Annotated in this window: 21 protein-coding genes and 1 riboswitch; of the genes, 14 read left to right on the plus strand and 7 right to left on the minus strand. The window is 72.4% G+C overall.

All coding sequences use genetic code 11. From position 1 onward, the window contains the following. Positions 1-68 precede the first annotated feature (68 nt). Genes ACRWK7_RS14335 through ccmI form a run of 3 tightly spaced genes read left to right on the plus strand, consistent with a single transcriptional unit; the run spans position 69 to position 3,901 of the window. Complete coding sequence (locus ACRWK7_RS14335) at positions 69-2,060, plus strand: heme lyase CcmF/NrfE family subunit (protein WP_431856928.1); 1,992 nt, start codon at positions 69-71, stop codon at positions 2,058-2,060. 3 nt (positions 2,061-2,063) lie between these two features. Further along, positions 2,064-2,528 (plus strand): cytochrome c-type biogenesis protein, encoded by a 465-nt coding sequence (locus ACRWK7_RS14340; protein WP_431856930.1) that lies wholly within the window; start codon positions 2,064-2,066, stop codon positions 2,526-2,528. Further along, positions 2,525-3,901, plus strand: coding sequence for a c-type cytochrome biogenesis protein CcmI (gene ccmI, locus ACRWK7_RS14345; protein ID WP_431856931.1), 1,377 nt, complete (start codon positions 2,525-2,527; stop codon positions 3,899-3,901). Before ACRWK7_RS14340 ends, ccmI begins: the two co-directional genes overlap by 4 nt. Before the next feature lie 57 nt (positions 3,902-3,958). On the opposite strand, the gene bluB is transcribed toward ccmI, so the two are convergent. Continuing rightward, positions 3,959-4,669: a 5,6-dimethylbenzimidazole synthase gene (gene bluB / locus ACRWK7_RS14350; protein WP_431856932.1), complete on the minus strand. Its 711-nt coding sequence runs from the start codon at positions 4,667-4,669 to the stop codon at positions 3,959-3,961. 46 nt (positions 4,670-4,715) lie between these two features. After that, a riboswitch (cobalamin riboswitch) is annotated at positions 4,716-4,900 on the minus strand. Positions 4,901-4,928: 28 nt separating this feature from the next. Further along, positions 4,929-5,618 carry a hypothetical protein gene (locus ACRWK7_RS14355; protein WP_431856933.1) on the minus strand — a complete coding sequence of 230 codons (690 nt, stop codon included), beginning with the start codon at positions 5,616-5,618 and terminating at the stop codon, positions 4,929-4,931. A 392-nt stretch (positions 5,619-6,010) separates the two neighbouring features. Between ACRWK7_RS14355 and ACRWK7_RS14360 the strand changes: the two genes are divergently transcribed. Together ACRWK7_RS14360 and ACRWK7_RS14365 are read left to right on the plus strand one after the other, a co-directional pair. Next, positions 6,011-7,465 carry a 4Fe-4S binding protein gene (locus ACRWK7_RS14360; RefSeq protein ID WP_431856934.1) on the plus strand — a complete coding sequence of 485 codons (1,455 nt, stop codon included), beginning with the start codon at positions 6,011-6,013 and terminating at the stop codon, positions 7,463-7,465. A 41-nt stretch (positions 7,466-7,506) separates the two neighbouring features. Further along, a complete protein-coding gene (locus ACRWK7_RS14365) occupies positions 7,507-8,070 on the plus strand; it encodes an iron transporter (RefSeq protein WP_431856935.1) in 564 nt (187 codons plus the stop codon). A 74-nt stretch (positions 8,071-8,144) separates the two neighbouring features. Here the strand turns inward: ACRWK7_RS14365 and ACRWK7_RS14370 are convergent, their stop codons facing one another. Then, positions 8,145-8,501, minus strand: a complete 357-nt coding sequence (locus ACRWK7_RS14370) for a hypothetical protein (protein ID WP_431856936.1) — start codon at positions 8,499-8,501, stop codon at positions 8,145-8,147. A gap of 177 nt (positions 8,502-8,678) precedes the next feature. Further along, positions 8,679-9,770 carry a M48 family metalloprotease gene (locus ACRWK7_RS14375; protein WP_431856937.1) on the minus strand — a complete coding sequence of 364 codons (1,092 nt, stop codon included), beginning with the start codon at positions 9,768-9,770 and terminating at the stop codon, positions 8,679-8,681. Positions 9,771-9,923: 153 nt separating this feature from the next. On the opposite strand from ACRWK7_RS14375, the gene ACRWK7_RS14380 reads away from it, so the two are divergent. Further along, a complete protein-coding gene (locus ACRWK7_RS14380; RefSeq protein ID WP_431856938.1) occupies positions 9,924-10,409 on the plus strand; it encodes a hypothetical protein in 486 nt (161 codons plus the stop codon). Here ACRWK7_RS14380 and ACRWK7_RS14385 read toward each other — a convergent pair. Together ACRWK7_RS14385 and ACRWK7_RS14390 are read right to left on the minus strand one after the other, a co-directional pair. Next, positions 10,406-13,720, minus strand: a complete 3,315-nt coding sequence (locus ACRWK7_RS14385; protein WP_431856939.1) for a response regulator — start codon at positions 13,718-13,720, stop codon at positions 10,406-10,408. The two genes, ACRWK7_RS14380 and ACRWK7_RS14385, sit on opposite strands and share 4 nt — an antisense overlap. 174 nt (positions 13,721-13,894) lie before the next feature. Next, positions 13,895-14,698, minus strand: a complete 804-nt coding sequence (locus ACRWK7_RS14390; protein WP_431856940.1) for a hypothetical protein — start codon at positions 14,696-14,698, stop codon at positions 13,895-13,897. 210 nt (positions 14,699-14,908) lie between these two features. Here ACRWK7_RS14390 and ACRWK7_RS14395 point away from each other — a divergent pair, with 210 nt between their 5' ends. Continuing rightward, complete coding sequence (locus ACRWK7_RS14395) at positions 14,909-15,184, plus strand: hypothetical protein (protein WP_431856941.1); 276 nt, start codon at positions 14,909-14,911, stop codon at positions 15,182-15,184. A gap of 124 nt (positions 15,185-15,308) precedes the next feature. Next, positions 15,309-15,890 (plus strand): hypothetical protein, encoded by a 582-nt coding sequence (locus tag ACRWK7_RS14400; protein ID WP_431856942.1) that lies wholly within the window; start codon positions 15,309-15,311, stop codon positions 15,888-15,890. A gap of 18 nt (positions 15,891-15,908) precedes the next feature. Here the strand turns inward: ACRWK7_RS14400 and ACRWK7_RS14405 are convergent, their stop codons facing one another. Next, positions 15,909-16,082: a hypothetical protein gene (locus tag ACRWK7_RS14405; RefSeq protein ID WP_431856943.1), complete on the minus strand. Its 174-nt coding sequence runs from the start codon at positions 16,080-16,082 to the stop codon at positions 15,909-15,911. Positions 16,083-16,343: 261 nt separating this feature from the next. Between ACRWK7_RS14405 and ACRWK7_RS14410 the strand changes: the two genes are divergently transcribed. The 6 genes from ACRWK7_RS14410 (at position 16,344) to ACRWK7_RS14435 (ending at position 20,414) form a co-directional block, all read left to right on the plus strand. Then, the gene (locus ACRWK7_RS14410) at positions 16,344-16,514 is read left to right on the plus strand and encodes a hypothetical protein (protein WP_431856944.1); all 171 of its coding nucleotides are present in this window, start codon (positions 16,344-16,346) and stop codon (positions 16,512-16,514) included. 15 nt (positions 16,515-16,529) lie between these two features. Then, positions 16,530-16,721 (plus strand): hypothetical protein, encoded by a 192-nt coding sequence (locus ACRWK7_RS14415; RefSeq protein WP_431856945.1) that lies wholly within the window; start codon positions 16,530-16,532, stop codon positions 16,719-16,721. 21 nt (positions 16,722-16,742) lie between these two features. Then, positions 16,743-17,480, plus strand: coding sequence for a Crp/Fnr family transcriptional regulator (locus ACRWK7_RS14420; protein ID WP_431856946.1), 738 nt, complete (start codon positions 16,743-16,745; stop codon positions 17,478-17,480). Further along, positions 17,477-17,872: a hypothetical protein gene (locus tag ACRWK7_RS14425; protein ID WP_431856947.1), complete on the plus strand. Its 396-nt coding sequence runs from the start codon at positions 17,477-17,479 to the stop codon at positions 17,870-17,872. Before ACRWK7_RS14420 ends, ACRWK7_RS14425 begins: the two co-directional genes overlap by 4 nt. A gap of 183 nt (positions 17,873-18,055) precedes the next feature. Then, the gene (locus ACRWK7_RS14430; RefSeq protein WP_431856948.1) at positions 18,056-18,790 is read left to right on the plus strand and encodes a substrate-binding periplasmic protein; all 735 of its coding nucleotides are present in this window, start codon (positions 18,056-18,058) and stop codon (positions 18,788-18,790) included. 73 nt (positions 18,791-18,863) lie between these two features. Then, on the plus strand, positions 18,864-20,414 hold the full coding sequence (locus tag ACRWK7_RS14435) for a methyl-accepting chemotaxis protein (protein ID WP_431856949.1): 1,551 nt from the start codon (positions 18,864-18,866) through the stop codon (positions 20,412-20,414). The last annotated feature ends 4 nt before the right edge of the window (positions 20,415-20,418 follow it).

The following is a 20,418-nucleotide window of genomic DNA, read 5'->3' on the forward strand; positions in this document are numbered from 1 at the left end:
ACCCTCTCCCCAACCCCTCTTCCCTCAAGGGAGAGGGGCTCTGAAACGAGCGGCAGGAGCCAACTCGGATGATCACGGAAATCGGCCATTACGCGCTGGTCATGGCCGTCGCGGTGGCGATGGCGCAGGCGATCGTTCCCCTGGTCGGCGCGCAGCGCGGCGACCGCGCGCTGATGGCGTTCGGCCGCACCGCGGCGTTCGCCCAGCTGCTGCTGGTCGGCACCGCGTTCGGCGCGCTGATGCACGCCTACGTGACCAGCGACTTCTCGGTGGCGAACGTCGCCCAGAACTCGCACACCGACAAGCCGATGCTCTACAAGGTCAGCGGCCTGTGGGCGAACCACGAGGGCTCGCTGCTCTTGTGGATCACCATTCTCGCCGGCTTCGGCGCGGCGGTCGCCAGCTTCGGCCGCAACCTGCCGGCCAGCCTGCGCGCGCGGACGCTGGCGGTGCAGGCGATGATCGCGGTGGGCTTCACGCTGTTCATCCTGCTGACCTCCAACCCGTTCGAGCGGCTGGACCCGGTGCCGCTGAACGGCAGCGGCCTCAACCCGCTGCTGCAGGACCCCGGCCTCGCCTTCCACCCGCCGTTCCTGTACCTGGGCTATGTCGGCTTCTCCATCGCCTTCTCCTTCGCGGTCGCCGCGCTGATCGAGGGGCGGGTCGACGCCGCCTGGGCCCGCTGGGTGCGGCCGTGGACGCTGGCCGCCTGGACCTTCCTGACCGTCGGCATCGGGCTGGGCTCCTGGTGGGCCTACTATGAACTCGGCTGGGGTGGCTGGTGGTACTGGGACCCGGTCGAGAACGCCTCCTTCATGCCGTGGCTGGCCGGCACGGCGCTGCTGCACTCGGCGATCATCGTCGAGAAGCGCGACACCCTGAAGACCTGGACCATCCTGCTCGCCATCGTCGCCTTCAGCCTCAGCCTGCTCGGCACCTTCCTGGTGCGTTCGGGCGTCATCAGCTCGGTGCACTCCTTCGCCTCCGACCCGGGGCGCGGCCTGTTCATCCTCGGCCTGCTGCTGGCGACGGTCGGCGGCTCGCTGGGCCTCTACGCGGTGCGGGCGCCGGTGCTGAAGTCGGGGGGGCTGTTCTCCGGCGTCAGCCGCGAGGGTTCGCTGGTGCTCAACAACGTGCTGCTGGCGACGGCGACCGGCACGGTGTTGCTCGGCACGCTGTACCCGCTGTTCGCCGACGCCCTGAACCTCGGCAAGCTGTCGGTGGGGGCGCCGTTCTTCAACGCGGTGTTCGTGCCGCTGTCGGTGCCGCTGGTGATCGTCATGGCCATCGGCCCGCTGCTGGCCTGGAAGCGCGGCAACCTGATGCGGGCGTTGAAGACGCTGAGCCCGGCGGTGGTCATCGCGCTGGCCGTCGCGGCGGCGACGCTGCTGTTCGGCGGCTCCACCTCGCCGTGGTGGGCGGCGCTGGGCACCGGACTGGCCGCGTACCTCGCCGTCGGCACGCTGGCCGAGACCGTCGAGCGCGTCCGGCTGTTCCAGATCCCGCTGGGCGACAGCCTGCACCGGCTGGTGCACCTGCCGCGTTCGGCCTACGGGCTGCTGCTGTCGCACCTCGGGCTGGCGCTGGTGATCGCCGGCATCACCGGCTCCTCGGCCTGGAAGGTCGAGAGCATCCAGACCCAGCGCATCGGCGAGACGGTGACGGTCGCCGGCTACGGCTACCGCCTTGACGCGGTCGAGGAGGCGCGCGGGCCCAACTACGTCGCGGCGCGCGCCACCTTCACGGTGACGAAGGACGGCAAGCCCTTCACCGTGATGCACCCGGAAAAGCGCATGTACATGCAGCCGCAGCGCCCGACCACCGAGGCGGCCATCGAGACGACCGTCCTCGGCGATCTCTACGCGGTGATCGGCGACAACGAGAAGGGCGCCTTCGTCACCCGGCTGTACTTCAACCCGCTGGTGCCGTGGCTGTGGGCCGGCGGCATCCTGATGGCGCTGGGCGGGCTGGCCAGCCTGTCCGACCGCCGCCACCGCGTCGGGGCGCCGGTGCGGGCGCGTGCCGCGCTGCCGGCCGGCAGCGCCGCCGGGAGAGCCTGAGCCATGAAACGTCTGCTCTTCGCCGTCCTGCTGCTGGTGCTGCCCGCCTCGGCCGGCGCCGTGATGCCCGACGAGGTGCTGAAGGACCCGACGCTGGAGCTGCGGGCCCGCGGGATCAGCAAGGATCTGCGCTGCCTCGTCTGCCAGAACCAGTCCATCGACGATTCCGACGCGCCGCTCGCCCGCGATCTGCGCGTCATCGTCCGCGAGCGGCTGAGCGCCGGCGACAGCGACGCCGACGTGGTGCGCTTCCTCACCGACCGCTACGGCGACTACGTGCTGCTGAAGCCGCCAGTGAAGGCGACGACGGTGGCGCTGTGGACCGCGCCGGCGGTCCTGCTCCTGCTCGCGCTGCTGGCCGCGCGCCCGCTGCTGCGCCGCCGCGCCGCCGAGGCCGCCCCAGCACCGCTCAGCGAGGCCGAACAGGCCCGCCTGCACCAGATCCTGTCCAACGGAGGCCAGGCATGATGACCTTCTGGCTCGTTCTCGCCGCGCTGACCGCGGCGGTCCTCGCGCTCCTGCTGCTGCCGCTGCTGCGCCGGGGCGACGCGTCGGCGTCCGACCGCGCCGCGCACGACGTGGCGGTCTACCGCGACCAGCTCGCCGAGGTGGAGCGCGACGTCGAGGCCGGCCTGCTGACGCCCGATCAGGCCGAGGCGACGCGCATCGAGGTCCAGCGCCGCATCCTCGGTGTCGGCCGCGACGGCGCCGCCCGGCCGGTGGGTCGCGGTGCGCGGATGGCGCTGGCCGGCTCGCTGGCGGTGGTCGTGCCGGCAGCGGCGGTCGGGCTCTACGACCACCTCGGCGTGCCCGGTTTGCCCGACAAGCCCTACGAGGTGGCGCAGGCCGAGCGCCAGCAGCTGGGCGGCGACCAGGACCCGACCATCCTGGCGATGATCGAGGGGCTGTCGGCCAAGCTGACCGAGAACCCCAACGACGTCGAGGGCTGGCAACTGCTCGGCCGCTCCTACCGCGCGCTGAACCGGCTGGACGAGGCTGCGGCGTCGCTGCGGCAGGCCGCCAAGCTCGGCAGCACCGACCCGGAGACCTACGCGACGCTGGGTGAGTCCATCACGCTGGCCGGCGGCGGCGCGGTGACGGCGGAGGCCGGCAACGCATTCCGCAACGCGCTGCGCCTGCACCCGGGCGACCCGCGCTCGCGCTTCTATCTGGGAATGGAGGCGATGCAGCTCGGCGACGCCGTGCAGGCGGTGGCGATCTGGCGCGACCTGGAGAAGGACTCCGCCCCCGAGGCGCCCTGGCTGCCGTTCCTGCGCGAGCGCATGCGGGAGGCCGCCGCCTCGGCCGGCGTCGCCCCGGAGAGCGTACCGCCGCAGTCGCCGGTCACCGCCTCGGTGGGCGACGCCCGCCACGAGCGCGTCGCCCCGGCCCAGCGCGACACGCCGGAGATGGTCAAGGCGATGGTGGTGCAGCTCGCCGACAAGCTGGCGCAGAACGGCGACGACGCGGAGGGCTGGGTGAAGCTCGGCCGCTCCTACCGGGTGCTCGGCGACATGGAGAAGGCACGCGACGCCTACGCCAAGGCCGTGGCGCTGAAGCCGGCGGACGTCCAGGTCAAGATGGACTACGCCGACGTCCTGCTGCTGATGGCCGGCGAGCCGGAGCAGCTGCCGGGCGAGTACGTCGCGGTGATGCGCGAGATCCTGGCGCTCGACCCGGCGAACGCCGACGCGCAGTACTTCGTCGGCTTGGCCGAGCTGCAGGCCGGGCATTTCCGGATGGCGCGGACGCACTGGTCGAAGCTGCTCGGCGGGCTGGATCCGAAGTCGGCCGAGTTCAAGGAGCTGAAGAAGCAGATCGAGGAGTTGCCGGAGGGCTGACCGCGCCTTCGGGTTTTTGGGAGGGGGCCGCGCGGGTTTCGCGCGGCCCCTTTTTCGTTACGGCTGGAGATGCTCCAGCAGCGGTTCCGCCCCGGACCGCTCCTGCCAGCGGTCGAACCACACGATCTCCGACAACGGCGTGCGCGGCAGCCAGCCGGCGGTTTCCAGTTCGGGCTTCTCGAAGAAGTGCGAGACGCGGCCGACGCACAGGTAGGCGATCGGCCGGATCGACGGCGGGATGCCCAGCGCCCGGCGCAGGTCGGCGTGCCGCATGATGCTCACCCAGCCGACGCCGAGGTTCTCCGCCCGCGCCGCCAGCCACAGGTTCTGGACCGCGCAGACGGCGCTGTAGAGGTCCATCTCCTTTTGGTGCGTCCGTCCGACGACGACCGGGCCGGTGCGGCGGCGGTCGCAGGTGACGCAGATCCCCACCGGCGCTTCGAGAATGCCTTCCAGCTTGAGCGTGCGGTACGTCCGCTGCCGGTCGCCCTCGAACATCGTCGCGGCTTCGGCGTTGGCGGCCGCAAAGGCGTCGTGCACCCGTTGCTTGGCCTCGGCCTCGCGCACGACGATGAAGTCCCAGGGCTGCATGAAGCCGACCGAGGGGGCGTGGTGCGCGGCCCGCAGCAGGCGCGCCAGCGTCGCGTCCGGAATCGGGTCCGGAAGGAACTGGCCGCGGACGTCGCGCCGCTGGTGGATGCACCGGTAGACGCTGTCGCGCTCGGCGGCGGAAAAGTCGGGATTGCTCTGGATCAGACTGGCTTCCATGGTGTCCCCTGCATGGGAAAGCGTGAGCCGCCGCCCGTCCATGGCGGGGCCCTATGGCTTTCAGGCCGGTCTTCTGACTCGGGTTCATCCCGTTCGGACGCCTTCCCAGCGCGGGCCAGTGGCGTGTGTCCGGACGGTCCCCCTCACAGCGTTGGGCACGTGGCGGAGTCGCACCGCCTTCCCGATTCTCCCAGGGGAAACCCCGTGGGCACCTGAAACGCGGCCAGTCCTACACCGAAGGCGCGGCGCGATCCAGCCTTCAGCTGTCCTTGGGCGTGTCCGCCGGCTTGCCCTCGGCCGGTGCGTCCGCCTTGTGCTCCTGCTGCTGCGGGGCCTTCCTGTCGCGCTTGGCCGTCTTCGCCTGCCAGGATTTCTCGGCCGGGGTGGCGTTCTGCGGGATCGACTTGGCGGGCGAGGGCAGGGGGATCATCGGCTTGGTGCCCGCGGCGTCGGCCGAGGCGTCCACCTTCACCGCCGGGCGCGGCACCGCGGGCGGCGCCTTCTGCTCGGGGTATTGCGGCTTGGCCACCACCTGGGTGTCATCCGGCTTGGCGTCGTCGGGCGGGGTCGGCAGCGTCTGCTTGTTCTCGGGGGGCTTGCTCTCCGCCGGTTTGGGCTCGGCGGGTTTGGGTTCGGCCGGGGGCTTGTCCTTGTTGTCGACGCGCTCCTGCGCCTTCTTCAGGATGGCGACGTCGGAGTCGTCGCCCTTCTCGGCGGGCTTGCCGTCGCCGCCCTTCTTGGCCTTCTCCGCCTCCACCTCGGCCTTGGTCTTTACGATGACCTTGCGTCGGCGTGCGCCGTCGCGCTCCTCGGCGTAGGTCGGCTTCTTGGCGACCTCCAGCTTGGCGCCGGTCACGAACTGGATCAGCGTCTGGTTCGTGTCCCACAGGCCATAGCATCCGCAGAGCGGAAGGCTGAGCATGGCGGCGAGGACGAGACGGCGGGACATGGTTCTGAACCACGGCTGCGGGAAGGGCGCCGCGCGGACGCCCGCCGGGGTCCATGCCAAAGCCGGGCCACTGCGGCACGGTCGCAGAAAAATGCTGCCGGCCGTCCGGCGCCGCTGGCACGCGCTTTGCGAAAGTCAGCGTGCACAGTGCGGCTTCACGATCTCTCCCAACGCCGCTTCCTCGACGCACCGCCCGTTTCCACGGCCGGTGCGTTTTCTTTTGCGGGACGCGCCGTCCGCCGGCTTCCCCGCGCCGGGAAGCGATTCCCGGAAATGGAAACGCCGGAACGGACTCCCGACCTTGGGAACGCCATGGGTGCCGGGCGCCGCGTTGGTCCGGATCTTGCTGCCGTGTCCGCGGGCGTCGAGCCCGATGCAACCGGACACCTGCCATGAGCGGCAACACTTCCCAAGCCCGGACCGTGGAGTCCACCCCCTGCGCCATCCGCCGCGCGCCGGCGCGGCCGTCGGCCGTCACCGCGCTGACCCGCGCCGTCGAGGGCTTCTTCGTCCGCCACCGCCGCCGGCTGGCCGCCGTGCACGCGGCGATGTTCGTCGTCTTCATGACGATCATCTTCGGGCCGCTGTTCACGCCGGAAGCGCCGCCGGGCGCCGGGGCGTTCGACCACATCACGCCGTTCGCATCCTACGTGCTGTGGGGGCTGTGGTTCCCGCTGGTGTTCCTGTCCGTCATCGTCACCGGGCGCTCCTGGTGCGGCATCCTCTGCCCGATGGGCGCGGCGGCCGAGTGGGGCAACCGCTTCGGCCCGCAGTGGGGCATCCCCGCCTGGATGCGCTGGGAAGGTCTGCCGGTGGTCAGCTTCCTCATCGTCACCATCCTCGGCCAGACCGTCGGCGTGCGTGACCACCCGGAAGCGGCGGCCGGCGTGTTCGGCGGCACCATGGCGGCGGCCGTCGTCGTCGGCTTCCTGTACGGCCGGCGCCGGCGCGCGTGGTGCCGGCACATGTGCCCGATCGGCCTGCTGCTCGGCGTCTTCTCGCGCCTCGGCGCGGTGGAGTTCCAGCCGAAGCTGCGGCTGCCCGGCGGCGAGGCCTACACCGAGCACGGCGTCTGCCCGACCATGATCGACGTGACGCGCAAACAGGAATCGCGCCACTGCATCGAGTGCTTCCGCTGCGTCAACCCCGAGGCCAAAGGCGGCGTGGCGCTGCGCCTGCGCCGGCCGGGCGAGGAGGTGGAAGAGATCCGCCACCATCACGCCAACCCGATGGAGGTGTGGTTCCTGTTCATCGGCACCGGCATCGCGCTGGGCGGCTTCCTGTGGCAGATCCTGCCGGTGTGGCAGGACCTCCGGCAGGCGTTCGGCGAATGGGCCATCGAGCGCGACCTGCTCTGGCTCGCCGAGCCGGGGCCGGCGTGGCTGATGAGCGTCCACCCGGAGCGCCGCGAGGTTCTGGTCTGGCTCGACTTCTTCCTGATCGTCGCGGCGATGCTGGCGGTGATGGCGCTGTACGCTGCGCTGCTGGGCGCAACCACGGCCGCCGCGGCGCGCCTCGCCGGCCGGGCCGGGGCGGACTCCGGCTTCGCCCGCCGCTTCACCGAGCTGGGCTACCAGTACGCGCCGGTGGCCATGGTGTCGCTGGCCGTCGGGCTTGGCACCGCGCTGTTCGCGCCGCTGCAACTGCTGGGATTCGGGCCGGAGGCGGTGCGCGCCGCCAAGGGCCTGCTGTTCGCCGCCAGCCTGGTGTGGAGCGGCTGGCTCGGCTGGCGCATCCTGGCCGGCCAGGGCTTGGCGGCGTCGCGGCGCTGGCTGCCGCTGCTGCCCGGCGCGCTGGGCAGCGCCGCCATCGCGTTCGGCTGGTGGCCGGCGCTGTTCGGCCTGTGATCCGGACTCTGACGACCTTCCGTTTGCCTGAGGATTTCCCGATGAAGACCCTGTACGCCCTTCCGCTCGCCGCCCTGCTGCTGGGCGCCGCCGCGCCGGTGGCGCTCGCCGCCGGCCGCGACATCGGCACCGCCGAGCGCGAGGGCATGAGCATCGTCACGCGCTACATCCAGGCGGTCGAGGTGGAGACCAGCGACGAGCCCGGCAAGCCCGCCGCCAACCCGCACGCCGGCCACAGCGGCCCGGCCGACGCGCACCTGGAGGCGGTGATCACCGCCACCAGGGACAACGCCTACGGCTTCTTCCCCGGCGCCTTCGTGCCCTACCTGCAGGTCGAGTACATCGTGCGCAAGCAGGGCACCGACTGGGTCGGCGACGGTGTGCTGAAGCCGATGATCGCCTCGGACGGCCCGCACTACGCGGCGAACCTGCTGCTGAACGGGCCGGGCAAGTACACGGTCGAGCTGATCGTCGCCCCGCCGTCGGCCAAGGTGTTTCCGCGCCACCTCGACAAGGAGACCGGCGCGAAGCCCTGGTGGCAGCCGGTGTCGCTGGAGTGGGCCTTCACCTTCGTCGGCAGCACGGGGAAGAAGGGCGGGTACTGAGCCGCCCTCCCGCCACCGCAGGCAACAAAAAGGCCGGGCGTTTTGCCCGGCCTTTTCCGTGGCGTGCTTACCGTTCATTCCGCCTGGAGGGCGGCGATGACGTAGACGCCCGCGAAGGTGCGGTTCAGGTCGGTGGCGTGGACGTTGCGTTGCAACGTGCCGTCGGAATGGCGCACCGCCATGCCCGGCTTCACCGCGGCGCGCGGGGCGGCCAGCCAGCGGCGGCCGTCCTCGTCCTCGACCAGGGCGTAGGTGTGTTCGGCGGTGTCGTAGGCCTCGATCACCGTGGCGGTGAAGGGCATCTCGACCGCGATGGAGAGGCTGGTGCCGGCGCGGTGCAGCGGTGCGGCGTCGCGCGGGGTGGCGGAGGACAGGGCGGCCGGAGCGGCGATGGCCACCAGGGCGGCGAGGGCGGTCAGAGTGCGCGTCATGGCGGTCTCCCTTGTCCGGTGCGCGGGTCCGACGTCCGGCGGCGCGCATCCCGGTCTTCGCAAGGGGCGTGCCAGGGTCATGGCCTGTGAATCCGTGGAGGATTCCCGCCGGGATTCCCCATTCCCGGAAAACCGCGCCTTGGCATTCCCGCGGTGGAGACAAGGGCCGTCCGGTGGTCAGCGCAGTCGGATCTCCGGGCGCAGCTCGGCGCCGGTGCGGCGCTTGGCGTCGATCTCGCGGGCGGCGGATTCCAGGGCGACGAAGCGGGCGGGGTTGGTCGGGTGGCTGGTGGACATGGTGATGGTGCGCGGGTTGGCCGCCCCCAGGCGTCGCCAGACGCCGGCCGCCGCCGCCACGTCGAAGCCGGCGCGCGCCGCGTAGTAGGCGCCGACATAGTCGGCCTCCGCCTCGAAGTCGCGGCCGTAGGCGCCGCGCGCCACGTCGGCCCAGTAGCCGCCGAGATGCTCCGCCCCGGTCAGCAGGTCGAGGACGGCGCCGAGCGTCGAGCCGGCGCGGGCGTTCTCCTCGCGCTTGTCCATGTGCTCCATGGCGTTGTGGCCCAGCTCATGGCCGAAGATCAGGCCCAGCTCGTCGTCGCCGGCGAAGTCGACCATGCCGGTGGTGAAGCGCACCGAGCGGCCGTCGGCGAAGGCGTTGACCATGCCGGCGCGGTCCAGCAGCACGTCGTAGTCGCAGCGCAACCTCGGCGTCAGTCGAAGCTCCAGCGGCGCGTCGTCGCGGCGCAGCGACAGCACGACCGGGCGCCCCGTCGCTGCCGCGCGCTTCAGCAGCGCCTGGACCTGCGGGAGCGTGTCGCGGCCGGTCGGCACCGGCTCGCCGTCCACCGCCAGCAGCCGGTCGCCGGGACGCGGCCGGTCGGGCCCGGCGGGGCCGGTGTCGGCGAGCACCACGACGGCCGGGTCGTTCTCGAAGTGGCGCAGGAAGTCGGCGGCGAACGGGCTGTCGGAGCGGTTCATCGGCACCACGCCGAGATCGTGGCGCAGCCGCCGGCCGCACAGTGGCGCGTTGGCCTCCAGAACCCGGGCGCCGATCGCGTGCAGGCGTTGCAGCCGGGTGATGCCGTCGGCGCTGCCGGGCATGGCGGGCGGCGCGGACAGGCCGGCGAGGCCGCGTTCGGCGGCGAGGCGGAGCTGCAGGTCGGCTTCGGCCCGCTGGCGGTCCCCGTCGATCCTCGGCACCTCGGCCACCGGGCGGCTGCACGCCGCCAGCATGGCCAGCGCCATCAGCGCACCCCAGCGCATCCGCATCGACCCTCCCCACGTCCGGACCGGCGCGCGGCCGCAAGAAACGTGCCGGGCGGCGGCTTTGTCACGGTTTCCCCAGCGGGCGGGGGACTATGCTGTTGCGAGGTCCGGGTGGCCTGGGTAGAAGCGGAACGGTCCTGTCGCGGAGCGGTGGTGGTGAGAAGACGCGCGTCCTTCCTGGCGGTCATGGCGACGGTGCCGGCCCTGCTGTGCGCCGCCCCGGCGCGGGCGGGCGGCGCGGACGACGCCGCGGTCCTCTGGGACTGGGTTGCCCGCACCATCGCCATGGTGGCGCGTTGCGCCGACCACGACGTCGAGCGGCGCGAGGAGCACCTCGACGTCATGGAGCAGTATTTCGACGACGTGAAGGACGCCCAAGCGAAGATCGAGGCGGTGCTGGCGCAGGAGGCCGCGCGCGCCGGCTCCCGCAGCCCGGCGCGCGACACCGCGCGGCGCATGGACGAGGCGTTGGTCAAGGCGCGCGCCGCCCTGGACGAGCAGAACCAGGGCCACGACATCCGCTTCGTCAAGAACGTCTGCAAGGGCCTGCCCACCGAGTACCGCGCCGGCAAGGCGCCGTTCGCCCCGCTGGCCGAGCGGTTCCCCGGGGAGAGCAGGACGATCGGGATCGCCGGGCCCTAGGTCATCGGGATCGGCATGCGTTCCCGGTAGGCCCGCAGCGCCGCCAGCCCTTCCTGCGCCGCCTCCTCGACGAGGGCGTGCAGGGCGCGCACGGCGGCGAGGTCGCCCTCGTGCGCGGCGGCGCAGAGCTGGCGGCAGCGCGCCGGCAGCACGCGCAGGCCGACGTTGCCGGCGTAGGACACCATCGCGTGCGCCCGGCGGTCCACCGCCGCCAGATCGTCGCCGGCGGCGCGCAGGGCGGTCAGCCGCTCGGGCGCCGAGCGCAGGAAGTCGTCGATCAAGTCAGCGCAGGAGCCGTTGCTGAGCGACTCCCGCAATTCGTCCAGGATGAACTCGTCGAGCACCGGCAGGTCGGCCTCGTCGGGATCGAGGGCGTTGGCGCCGTGGGCGGCGGCGCTCTGCACGGCGGCCAGCAGGGCGGCGCGCTCGATGGGCTTCAGCACGTGGCCGTCCATCCCGGCGTTGCGGCACTCCTCGATCTGGCGGGGCAGGGCGCCCGCGGTCAGCGCCAGGATCGGCAGCCGCCCGACCGGCGGCGGCAGGGCGCGGATGGCGCGCGCCGCCGCCAGACCGTCCATCACCGGCATCTGCACGTCCATCAGCACGAGGTCGTAGCGGGCGTGCTGCACGGCGTCCAGCGCCTCGGCACCGGTCTCCACGGTGTCCACCGCGTGCCCGGCGAGGCGCAGGATGGCCGAGGCCACCGTGCGGTTGCTGTCGAGGTCGTCGGCCACCAGGATGCGCAGCGGGTGCGGGGCGGAGGCCGGCGCCGGCGCCGGCAGCGCGGGCGGCGCGGGGCGCGGGGCGGCGGCGAGCAGGGTGTCGATCTTCGCCTTCAGCTCCAGCGCCGAGAACGGCTTGGGCAGCATTTCGTAGACCGGCTGCGGATCGTCGCTGCTGGTCACCGTGTGCGTCGCGAAGCCGGAGGTGACGATGATGCCCAGGGCGGGCCACAGGCGCTTCACCTGCTGGGCCAGTTCGATCCCGCTCATGCCCGGCGGCATGATCACGTCGGTGACCAGCAGGTCGATGGTTTCGCCGCCGTTCAGCACCGCCAGCGCCTCGTTGGCGTTTCCCGCCTGTAGGACACGGTGCCCGTAGCCCTCCAGCACCAGCGCCGTGGCCTGGCGCAGCAGAGCGTCGTCGTCCACCACCAGAATGCTGGCGACGCCCGGCGCCTGCGCGGCGGCGGCGCAGGGGGCGGGGAGGCGAACCAGACGCTCCGCCGGGAAGCGCGCCGCTATGGTGGATCCCTTGCCGACGCAGCTGCTCAACGCCAGCGTGCCGCCGTGCAGCTCCACCAGATGCCGGGTCAGCGGTAACCCCAGGCCGGTGCCGGTGATCTGTCGGTTCGCCGGGTTCTCGACCTGCTCAAACGCCTGGAGGACGCGCGGCATGTCCTTCTCGTCGATGCCGATGCCGGTGTCGGACACGGTGACCGTCGGCGCACCCTCCTGCAGGTCCACGGTCACGGTGACCTGACCGCCGCTCGGCGTGTACTTCACCGCGTTGGTCAGCAGGTTCAGCACGATCTGCCGGATCCGCTTCTCGTCGGCGCGGATGAACTGCGCCTCGGCCGCCACCCTGGCGGTGAGCGTGACGCCGGAGCGCTCGGCCCGCGCCGTGATCATTCGGGTGCAGAAACGGACAGCCGCCGAGAGGTCCACTGTGTCCTCGTGCAGGCGCAGGCGGCCGGCCTCGGCCTTGGCGTGGTCGAGGATTTCGTTGATCAGGCCCAGCAGGTGTTGGCCGCTGTCGCGGATGTCGGAGCCGAACTGCACGTACTGCCGGTCGCCGGCCGGGCCGAACGCCTCGCGGGCGATCAGGTCGGCGAAGCCGATGATGGCGTTGAGCGGCGTGCGCAGCTCGTGGCTGAGGCTGGCGAGGAAGGCGCTCTTGGACTGGTTGGCGAGTTCGGCGGTGCGCCGGGCCTCCTCCAGGTCCTCCTCCATGCGCTTGCGGTCGACGATGTCGCGGATGACGAAGACGAACTCCACCGGCTCGCCGGTGCGCGGGTCGGTGAGCAGCCTGGCCGACGCCTCCGTCCACACCCAGCCGCCGTCCTTGTGCTGCATCCGGAAGCTGGCGGTGCCGCGCGGCCGCGTCGGTGTCAGGCGGCTGAACAGGGCGCCCGCGGTGGCGCGGTCTTCGGGGTGGACCTGCCTGGTGAAGCCCTGTCCCGTCAGCTCTCCCGGCCGGTAGCCGAACACGTCGTGCACCGCCCCCGAGCAATAGGTGCGCACCCCGTCCAGCGACACCCGCACGATCACGTCGGAGACGTTCTCGGCCAGCAGGCGGTAGCGCGCCTCGCTCTCGCGCAGCGCCGCGTCAGCCTCGACGCGCCGGGCGATGTCGCGGATCACCATGACGTAGGCCGGCGCCCGGCCGGCGGCGTGGCCGGCGAAGGCGCTCACCCCGACCTCGACCCACACCCAGCGTCCCTCGGCGTGGCGGATGCGGCCGGTGAAGCGCGACTCCGGCGCGGGCGGCGCGTGCCCGCCGCCGGGCAGCGCCCCGGCGGCCAGCCGGTCGGCCGGGTGCAGCAGGTCGATGAAGCGCTGGCCGACCAGGTCGGACGGCGCGCAGCCCATCATCTCGCGCACGGCGCCGGAGGCGAAGGTCAGCACGCCGTCCGGCCCGACCTTGCCGATCACGTCGGAGACGGCGTCGGCGATCAGGCGGTAGCGGGCCTCGTTGTCGCGCAGCGCGCGCTCGCTCTCGACGCGGCGGCGCTCCCGCAGCAGCAGCGTGCCGAGGAACGCGGTGCCGAGCACCGAGACGGCGACCAGCATCGCGCTGTCGTCGTGCAGCCGCGTGCCGCGCAGCTCCGGCGGCAGCAGCGCCGCGCAGGCCACGTAGGCGAGGCCGGTGCACAGGCCGAGCAGCGCCATGTGCCGGCTGCCCAGCCGCATCCGGCGCGCCGCGGCGACGCGGGCGAAGCCGACGCCGATCAGCGCGGACGACGCGATGGCGCCCAGCCCGGCGTACACCCCGGCGCCGCCGAGCCAGACCCGGTAGGCCGCGGCCATCGCGGCGGCCACGGCGGCGGCGGTCGGCCCGCAGATCGGGCCAGCGAGGCCCAGCATCACCGCGCGCGCGTCGATGATGACGCCCGTCGCCACCGGAACCGGCTGCGCCATGGCGATCAGCGCCCCGGCGCCGAACAGCGCGCCGCACGTCAGCGGCCATGCCCGCCGGCGGCTCAGCCGGTGTTCCAGGTCGCCGTAGAGGATGGCGACGAGCGCGAGCAGGCCGACCCCCTTCAGGAGCTCGACCAGCGCCTCCGCCCAAGACAGCGTCCCCAACTGCATCGCCGACGCATTCCTCCACGCCGCAAGGCGCTCTTATGACGGCCGCTAGTCTCCACACCAGGGGATGGAGACTATTCAAACGGCCCGGTGGTTAAGGTTCAGTCAAACCACGTCGGCTTAGACGCCGCGCGGGGCCGTCTTATTCGGCAATCTCAAATTCGGTGTTGTCCGGTGTCAAGGCGGTGCCGCCTCGTTCCAGCGCCGGACGCGTTCGAGGGTCAGCGCCGCGGCGCGGCAGCGGTCGACCGCCGAGGTCTTCTCGCGCAGCAGGCCCAGGCGCTGCTCCTCGGCCGGCGTCAGGCGCGGCGTGCCGGTGCGCCGGCGCGCGGCGAGCGCCAGCTCGTCGATGGCTTCCGCCTCGCTGTACGCGCCGCAGGTCGCGGTGACCCGCTGCCGCTCCGCCGGGGCGAGGCCCTTGAGGTCGGCCGCCAGCCGCTCCTCCGACAGCGGGCGCGACGCCCCCGCCGGCAGGCTGGCCAGCGTCGCGGCGTAGGCCGGCGGCACCTCCATCGCGGCGAGGTACGCGGCGGCCTCCGGTTCGGCGACGCGGCGCAGCAGCAGGTGCTCGCCCAGGCGCTCGACGCCGGCCGCCCACACCAGGAAGCAGGCGCCGGCGCACACGCACTCGGCGCCCGGCTTGCAGTGCGGCGGGAAGACGCCGCCGCGGTCGGGACGGTAGTGCGGCGCCACCGTGGTCAGGTGGCGGGCGCGGATCAGGCGGCCGATGCGCATCGCCTCGCCGGCGTCGCCGCCGCGCGCCACCGTGTCGATGCGCGTGAGGTACGGGCCGGAGCGCGCCAGCAGCGCCGCCACGGCGTCGCCGTCGCCGCGCCGGATCTCGCCGGTCAACGCCAGCGCCCCGCACGTCCCCGCCGCCGGGGGTGCGGTGTCCGGAGCGGCGGCAACGACGCGGCGTACCTCGTCGCCCGAGACCGGCAGGCAGCGCACGGCGGCGCCGGCCGGCGCGGTCGCCGCCACCAGCCATCCCAGGAGCGCCGCGACCCCCCAGAGCAGCTTTTGACATTGGTCAAGCGGCGGGCGGCGCGCCGCGGAACACGAGTGCCGATTCATGACAACGCCGCAACAGAAATCGATCACGTGTGTCGTCATCGAGATCGATGCGTGGTTCTCTTCTCTTTCGGGGTATGGCATTGTTGATGCCGGGCGGTGTTTATTCGGGCGGTCACAATGAAGCGGGTGCTTTTCGGCGCCGCGTTGCTGCTGGGCGGCTGCAGCGCGCACGACGGGGCCTCTCTCAACGAGCGGCTCTACAAGTTCGCCAACGCCGGCATGGTGCGGGTGGGCGATCACGGCGCGCTGAACGCGTCGCAGGTCCATTCGCCACGCGAATGCGCCGCGCTGACGCGGCCGGGCGCCCAGATGACGCAGACCAGCTACGAGACTCTGCGCGCGCTGTGCGTCAAGGACGCCACCTTCAGCGCCGAGGTCTCGGCCCTCAACTGACGCGGCGCGGCGCCCCCGGCAAAGGTATGGGGGCGCAAAGGCCGCAGGGGGCGGAGGCGTGCCGGGGCGTACACTGGGGATGCCCGCGGGGTGTGCGCGGGCGCGCTCTCCGGGAGGGGCTCCGATGCGGCGGCTGATCCTGGCCCTTGCGGGCATGCTCTTGCTTTCCAACTCAGCGGTGGCGCAGGACGGCGTGCCCGACCTGCGCGCAACGGCGGTCGGCCGGCCGCTGGCGGCGGCCCTGGACACCTGCGGGATCCAGGTGATCCGCCATTCCATGCCCAAGGGCATCGGCGGGCTCTGGCTCGACACCAAGCACCTCATCATCCTGGCGCAGGACCTGGAGGGCAGCGAGGCCACCCTGGTCCTGGCCCATGAATCCACGCACGCCGCGCGGACCTGCGCCGGCCTGACGCCGCCGCAACCGGCGGACGTGGAGGCGCGGCCGGCCTGGATCGACGCCATGCTGGACGAGGAGGCGGAAGCCCTCGTCACCGAGGCGTCGATGGCGGCGGAACTGATCTCCGGCGGGGTGGAGGACGCGCGGGAGGCGGCGGCGCGGCGCCCCTTCGTCGATCCTCTGCTGGCGATGCTGGTCGATGGGGTTCCCAGGGCGCAGGTGCGGGCGGCGGCGCGCCATGCCATCGAGCAGACCACCTATCGGAAATACTACGAGTCGCTGTTCTCCCTGTCGGCGGCACGGTAACGGGCGGTTCGGAGCGGATCAGGCCAGGGCGCGGGCCTCCTCCAGGTGCCGGCGCGCGCGCGCCAGCGTTTCGCGGTTGTTCTCCAGCCGCTCGCGCAGCGTCCCGCCGGTCGGGTACAGCCGGACATCACCAAGCGTCCGTTCGGCCTTGTCGAGGAACGCCATGATGGTGAAGGCGGTGTCGGCGGTCATCGTCTGTCCTCTTCTTCTTGGGCTGCGGGCGTCGGGCGACGGGGCGGTCGCATCCTCCTCAGCAAACGCCGTGCCGCAGCGCGAACGACGGCGGATCAACGGGAATCCCCTATCGGGAAGGGGCCATTCTCCCATCCGAGGGAACGGCAGTGTCAAAAGCGGGAGCGTGCGGTAGCCGCGCGGCGCGGCTCCGGCGGGTGGGGATGTGGCACGCCCCATGCACTGCCGTTCGTACACACCGCCCCACGACACGAGGTCGCCATGCGCGACGACTATGAATTCCTCCTGGCCCTGAGCAACGAGGCCGACGAGGAGGTCCGCTCGCAGATCCGCCTGATCTGCGAGAAGCCGACGATCGCCGCCCCCGCCAAGCCGCCGGCCCGCGGCGTCCTGCCCCGCCGCCCCGAAACCAGCCGGCACGACGCCCGCTAACGCACGAGGCCTCCCATGCAAGGCCGCATCGCCATCAGCGCCTACTGCCACGCCCTGATCCTCGGCTTCGCCGATGACCGCGCCCGCGACGTCGCCGACCATGTGTTCCTGGAGCTGTTCCCGGAGGTTTCCGCCGCGGAGCGCAAGGCCATCCTCGACGCCGAGATCGACGCCGTGGAACCGCGCGGCATGCCCATCGCCCACTGATCCCTTCGCCCGGACCCCGCCATGAAGAAGATCCGCACCCGCCGCCAGGCCGAAGCCGCCAAGGCGCTGTCGTCCATCGCCCCCTTCGACCGCCTGTCGCTGCTGCGCTTCTGCGGCGTGACCGAGATGATCGAGGTGCGCAGCCTGCCGCGCGGCGCCGTCCTGTTCGCCCGCGGCTCGGCGCCGGACCAGCTGCTCATCCTGCTCAGCGGCACGGTGTCGCTGGAGGCGGCGGTGCGCGAGGGGCAGCCGACGGTGGTCGAGGTGATGGCCCAGCCCGGTCCGCTCAACGCCATCGCCGCGCTGGCCGGCGGCCCGTGCCCGGTGCAGGCGGTCGCCACCCGCCCGGTGCGCGTCGCCACGCTGCCGGTGGCGGTGGTCCGCTCGCTGGCCATGCTGGAGCCGGCCTTCGCCGAGGCGCTGTTCGGCATGATCGCCCAGCAGTACCGCGCCGCGGTCGAGCAGATCGGCGACCTGAAGGCGATGTCGGCGGCCGAGCGGCTGGGCTCCTACCTGCTCCAGCAGGCGTCCGCGGCGGAGCCGGCCGACGGCGGCGGCGTGCGCATGCGCCTGCCCATCGCCAAGAACCAGATCGCGCAGAAGATCGGCATGGTGCCGGAGAGCCTGTCGCGCGCCTTCGTCGGCCTGCGCCGGCTGGGCGTCACCACCGCCGGGCGCGACGTCGCCATCGCCGATCTGGCGCGGCTGCGCGCCTTCTGCGCCAACCGCAACGCCGAACCGGCGCGGGCGGCGTCGTGACCGGGCGGGGTGGCGCGCTGTTGGCGGCGCTCCTGCTGGCGCCGGCCGTCGCCGCGGCGGACCCGGCGGACGAGATCCGCGCGCTCGATCCGCCCATGGCCGCCGCGCTGGAGCGCGTCGCCACCGACTGCGCCGGGACGGAGACCATCGCCGACTGCCAGACCGCGATCCGCGCCTGGTTCGCCACGCACGACGCGCGCACGACCCGCTGGCAGCTCGACCATCTGATCGAGGAGCTGCGCTTCGACATCGAGGTCGCGGCCGTGCTCGGCGTCATGCGGCACGCCGAGGCCGCCGACGCGCTGCAGAGCTTCCGCGCCCGGCACGAGGCGCTGCAGGCCGCCCGCCGCGCCGCCGCGCCCCCGCCCGCGGGCAATTCCCTGATCCGGTAATGGTCATTGCGCCATTCCCGCAAATGGGAGTGGCGGAGCGGCGACGGCACCGACAATGGCGGCGGCGCGCGGTTTTCGCGGCGGCACGCCCATTGCTTTACCCCTTTCGACACGCCCGAGCCTCGCCTGACCCGCGCTCCCGCCGTGCCGCAACCGTGTGACAGCGCACAAGGAACCCGTTCCATGATCCGTTCCGTCCTCGCCGGCCTCCTCCTGGTCTCCACCGCCTCGGGCGCCTACGCCGCCGACGTGCCGGTCATGACCTACCATGAATTCCCGCCCTTCGTGACCGAGCAGGGCAAGGGCCTGACCTACGCGCTGGCCGACTACATGACGAAGAAGTCGGGCGGCAAGTACACCTTCGTGGTCGAGGCCATGCCGCGCAAGCGCCTGGACACCGCGCTGGCCGAGGGCAAGGCGGTGGTGGTGCCGTGGGCGACGCCGGCGTTCTTCGGCGACCAGGACCAGACCAAGTACAAGTGGTCGGCCACCCTCATCCAGGACGCCAACGCCGTGGTGTCGCCGAAGGCGGCCCCGGTCGAGTACGCCGGCCCGGAGAGCCTGTCCGGCAAGACCCTGGGCGGCGTCGCCGGCCACCGCTACGGCCCGGTCGACGCGCTGGTGGACGGCGGCAAGGTCAAGCGCGACGACGCCAACTCCGAGCTGACCAACCTGAAGAAGGCGGCGCAGGCGCGCATCGACGTGACCATCCTGGCCGACACCGCCGCGCGCTACCTGATCAAGAGCGAGAACCTGGCGGACAAGCTGCACGTCTCGGCGACGCCGCACAGCAAGTACGAGCGCCGCCTGTTCGTCGCCGGCCCGGACGCCGAGCTGGCCGGCTTCATCGCCAAGACGGTCGAGGGCATGGCCTCCGACGCCGACTGGAAGGCGATCAGCGAGCCGTACCTGAAGTAAGCGCCGACCCCGGGGGAGGGGGCCCGCCCCCTTTCCCCGTCCCCTGTTCCACGCCCCGACAGGAAGCCCCGCCATGTCCGCCGCCACCCGCCGCAAGAGTCTGAAGGTCACGTTCCTCGCCTGGACCGCCGCGCTGCTGGTCCTCGTCTTCGCCGGCTTCAGCGCGTGGCAGCTGCGCAACGAGGCGGCCGCCCAGCGGGCGCTGGTCGAGGCGCGCGGAACCCTCATCACCTCCCTGCAGGCCGAGGCGGTCGTGGCGCCGCTGTGGAACATGGAGGACGACACCGTCACCAAGATCCTGGCGAGCTTCGCCCGCGACCCGGACTACCAGGGCTCGCGCGTGCTGGACGGCGCCGGCAAGCCGACGCACACGCACGGCGCCGCCCCCAGTGCGGACGCCATGCTGTTCACCCAGGACATCGCCCGCGGCGGCAAGAAGATCGGCGTCCTGGAACTGCGGCTGTCGCGCGCCTCGCTGGAGGCGGCGCAGAGCGCCGCGATGATCGGCTCGGTGCTGACGCTGAGCGCGGTGGCCGCGGTGATCCTCGCCGGCTTCTTCGTGATGCTGCGCCACATCCTGCGCCCGCTCGACCGCATCCGCGAGGCGATGTACGCGCTGTCGCACGGCGACCTCTCCGCAGACGTTCCCGGCCTGGACCGCGCCGACGAGATCGGCTCGATGGCCGACGCGGTGCAGACGTTCAAGAACAACGCGCTGGAGATGCAGCGCATCGAGGCCGAGCGCGCCGCCGAGAAGCAGGCCGCCGAGGCCGAGAAGCGCCGCGCGCTGGCGCAGATGGTCAGCACCTTCGAGGCGTCGGTGCAGACCGTGGTGCAGTCGGTCGCCTCCGCCGCCACCGATCTCCAGGGCTCGGCCGAGACCATGAGCCGCGTTGCCCAGGAGACCCGCCGCCAGTCCACCGTCGTCAGCACCGCGTCGGAGCAGACCTCGGCCAACGTGCAGACCGTCGCCGCCGCCACCGAGGAGCTGTCCGCCTCCATCGGCGAGATCAGCAAGCAGGTCGGCCACGCCGCCACCGTCGCCAACCAGGCGGTGGAGGAGGCCAACCACGCCAACACCATCGTCCAGGGCCTCGCCACCGCCGCCGCCCGCATCGGCGAGGTGGTCAACCTCATCAACGACATCGCCTCGCAGACCAACCTCCTCGCCCTCAACGCCACCATCGAGGCGGCGCGCGCCGGCGAGATGGGCAAGGGCTTCGCGGTGGTGGCGAGCGAGGTGAAGGCGCTGGCCACCCAGACCTCGCGCGCCACCGACGACATCCGCGGCCAGATCACCGGGGTGCAGCAGGCCACCAACGAGGCGGTGCAGGCCATCCAGGCCATCACCGGCACCATCGGCGACATCAGCCAGGTGTCCGCCGCCATCGCCTCGGCGGTCGAGCAGCAGGGCGCCTCCACCAGCGAGATCGCCCGCAACGTCGAGCAGGCGGCGGTCGGCACGCAGAACGTGTCGGACAACATCGCCAACGTCAGCGAGGCCGCCGGCGAGGCCGGAACGGTGGCCGACACGGTGCTGACCGCCGCCGTCGCCCTGTCCCGCCAGGCCGGCGCGCTGCGCCGCGAGGTGGACCAGTTCATCAGCAACGTCCGGGCGGCGTGATCCG

It is taken from the genome of Azospirillum sp. (genome assembly GCF_050789165.1).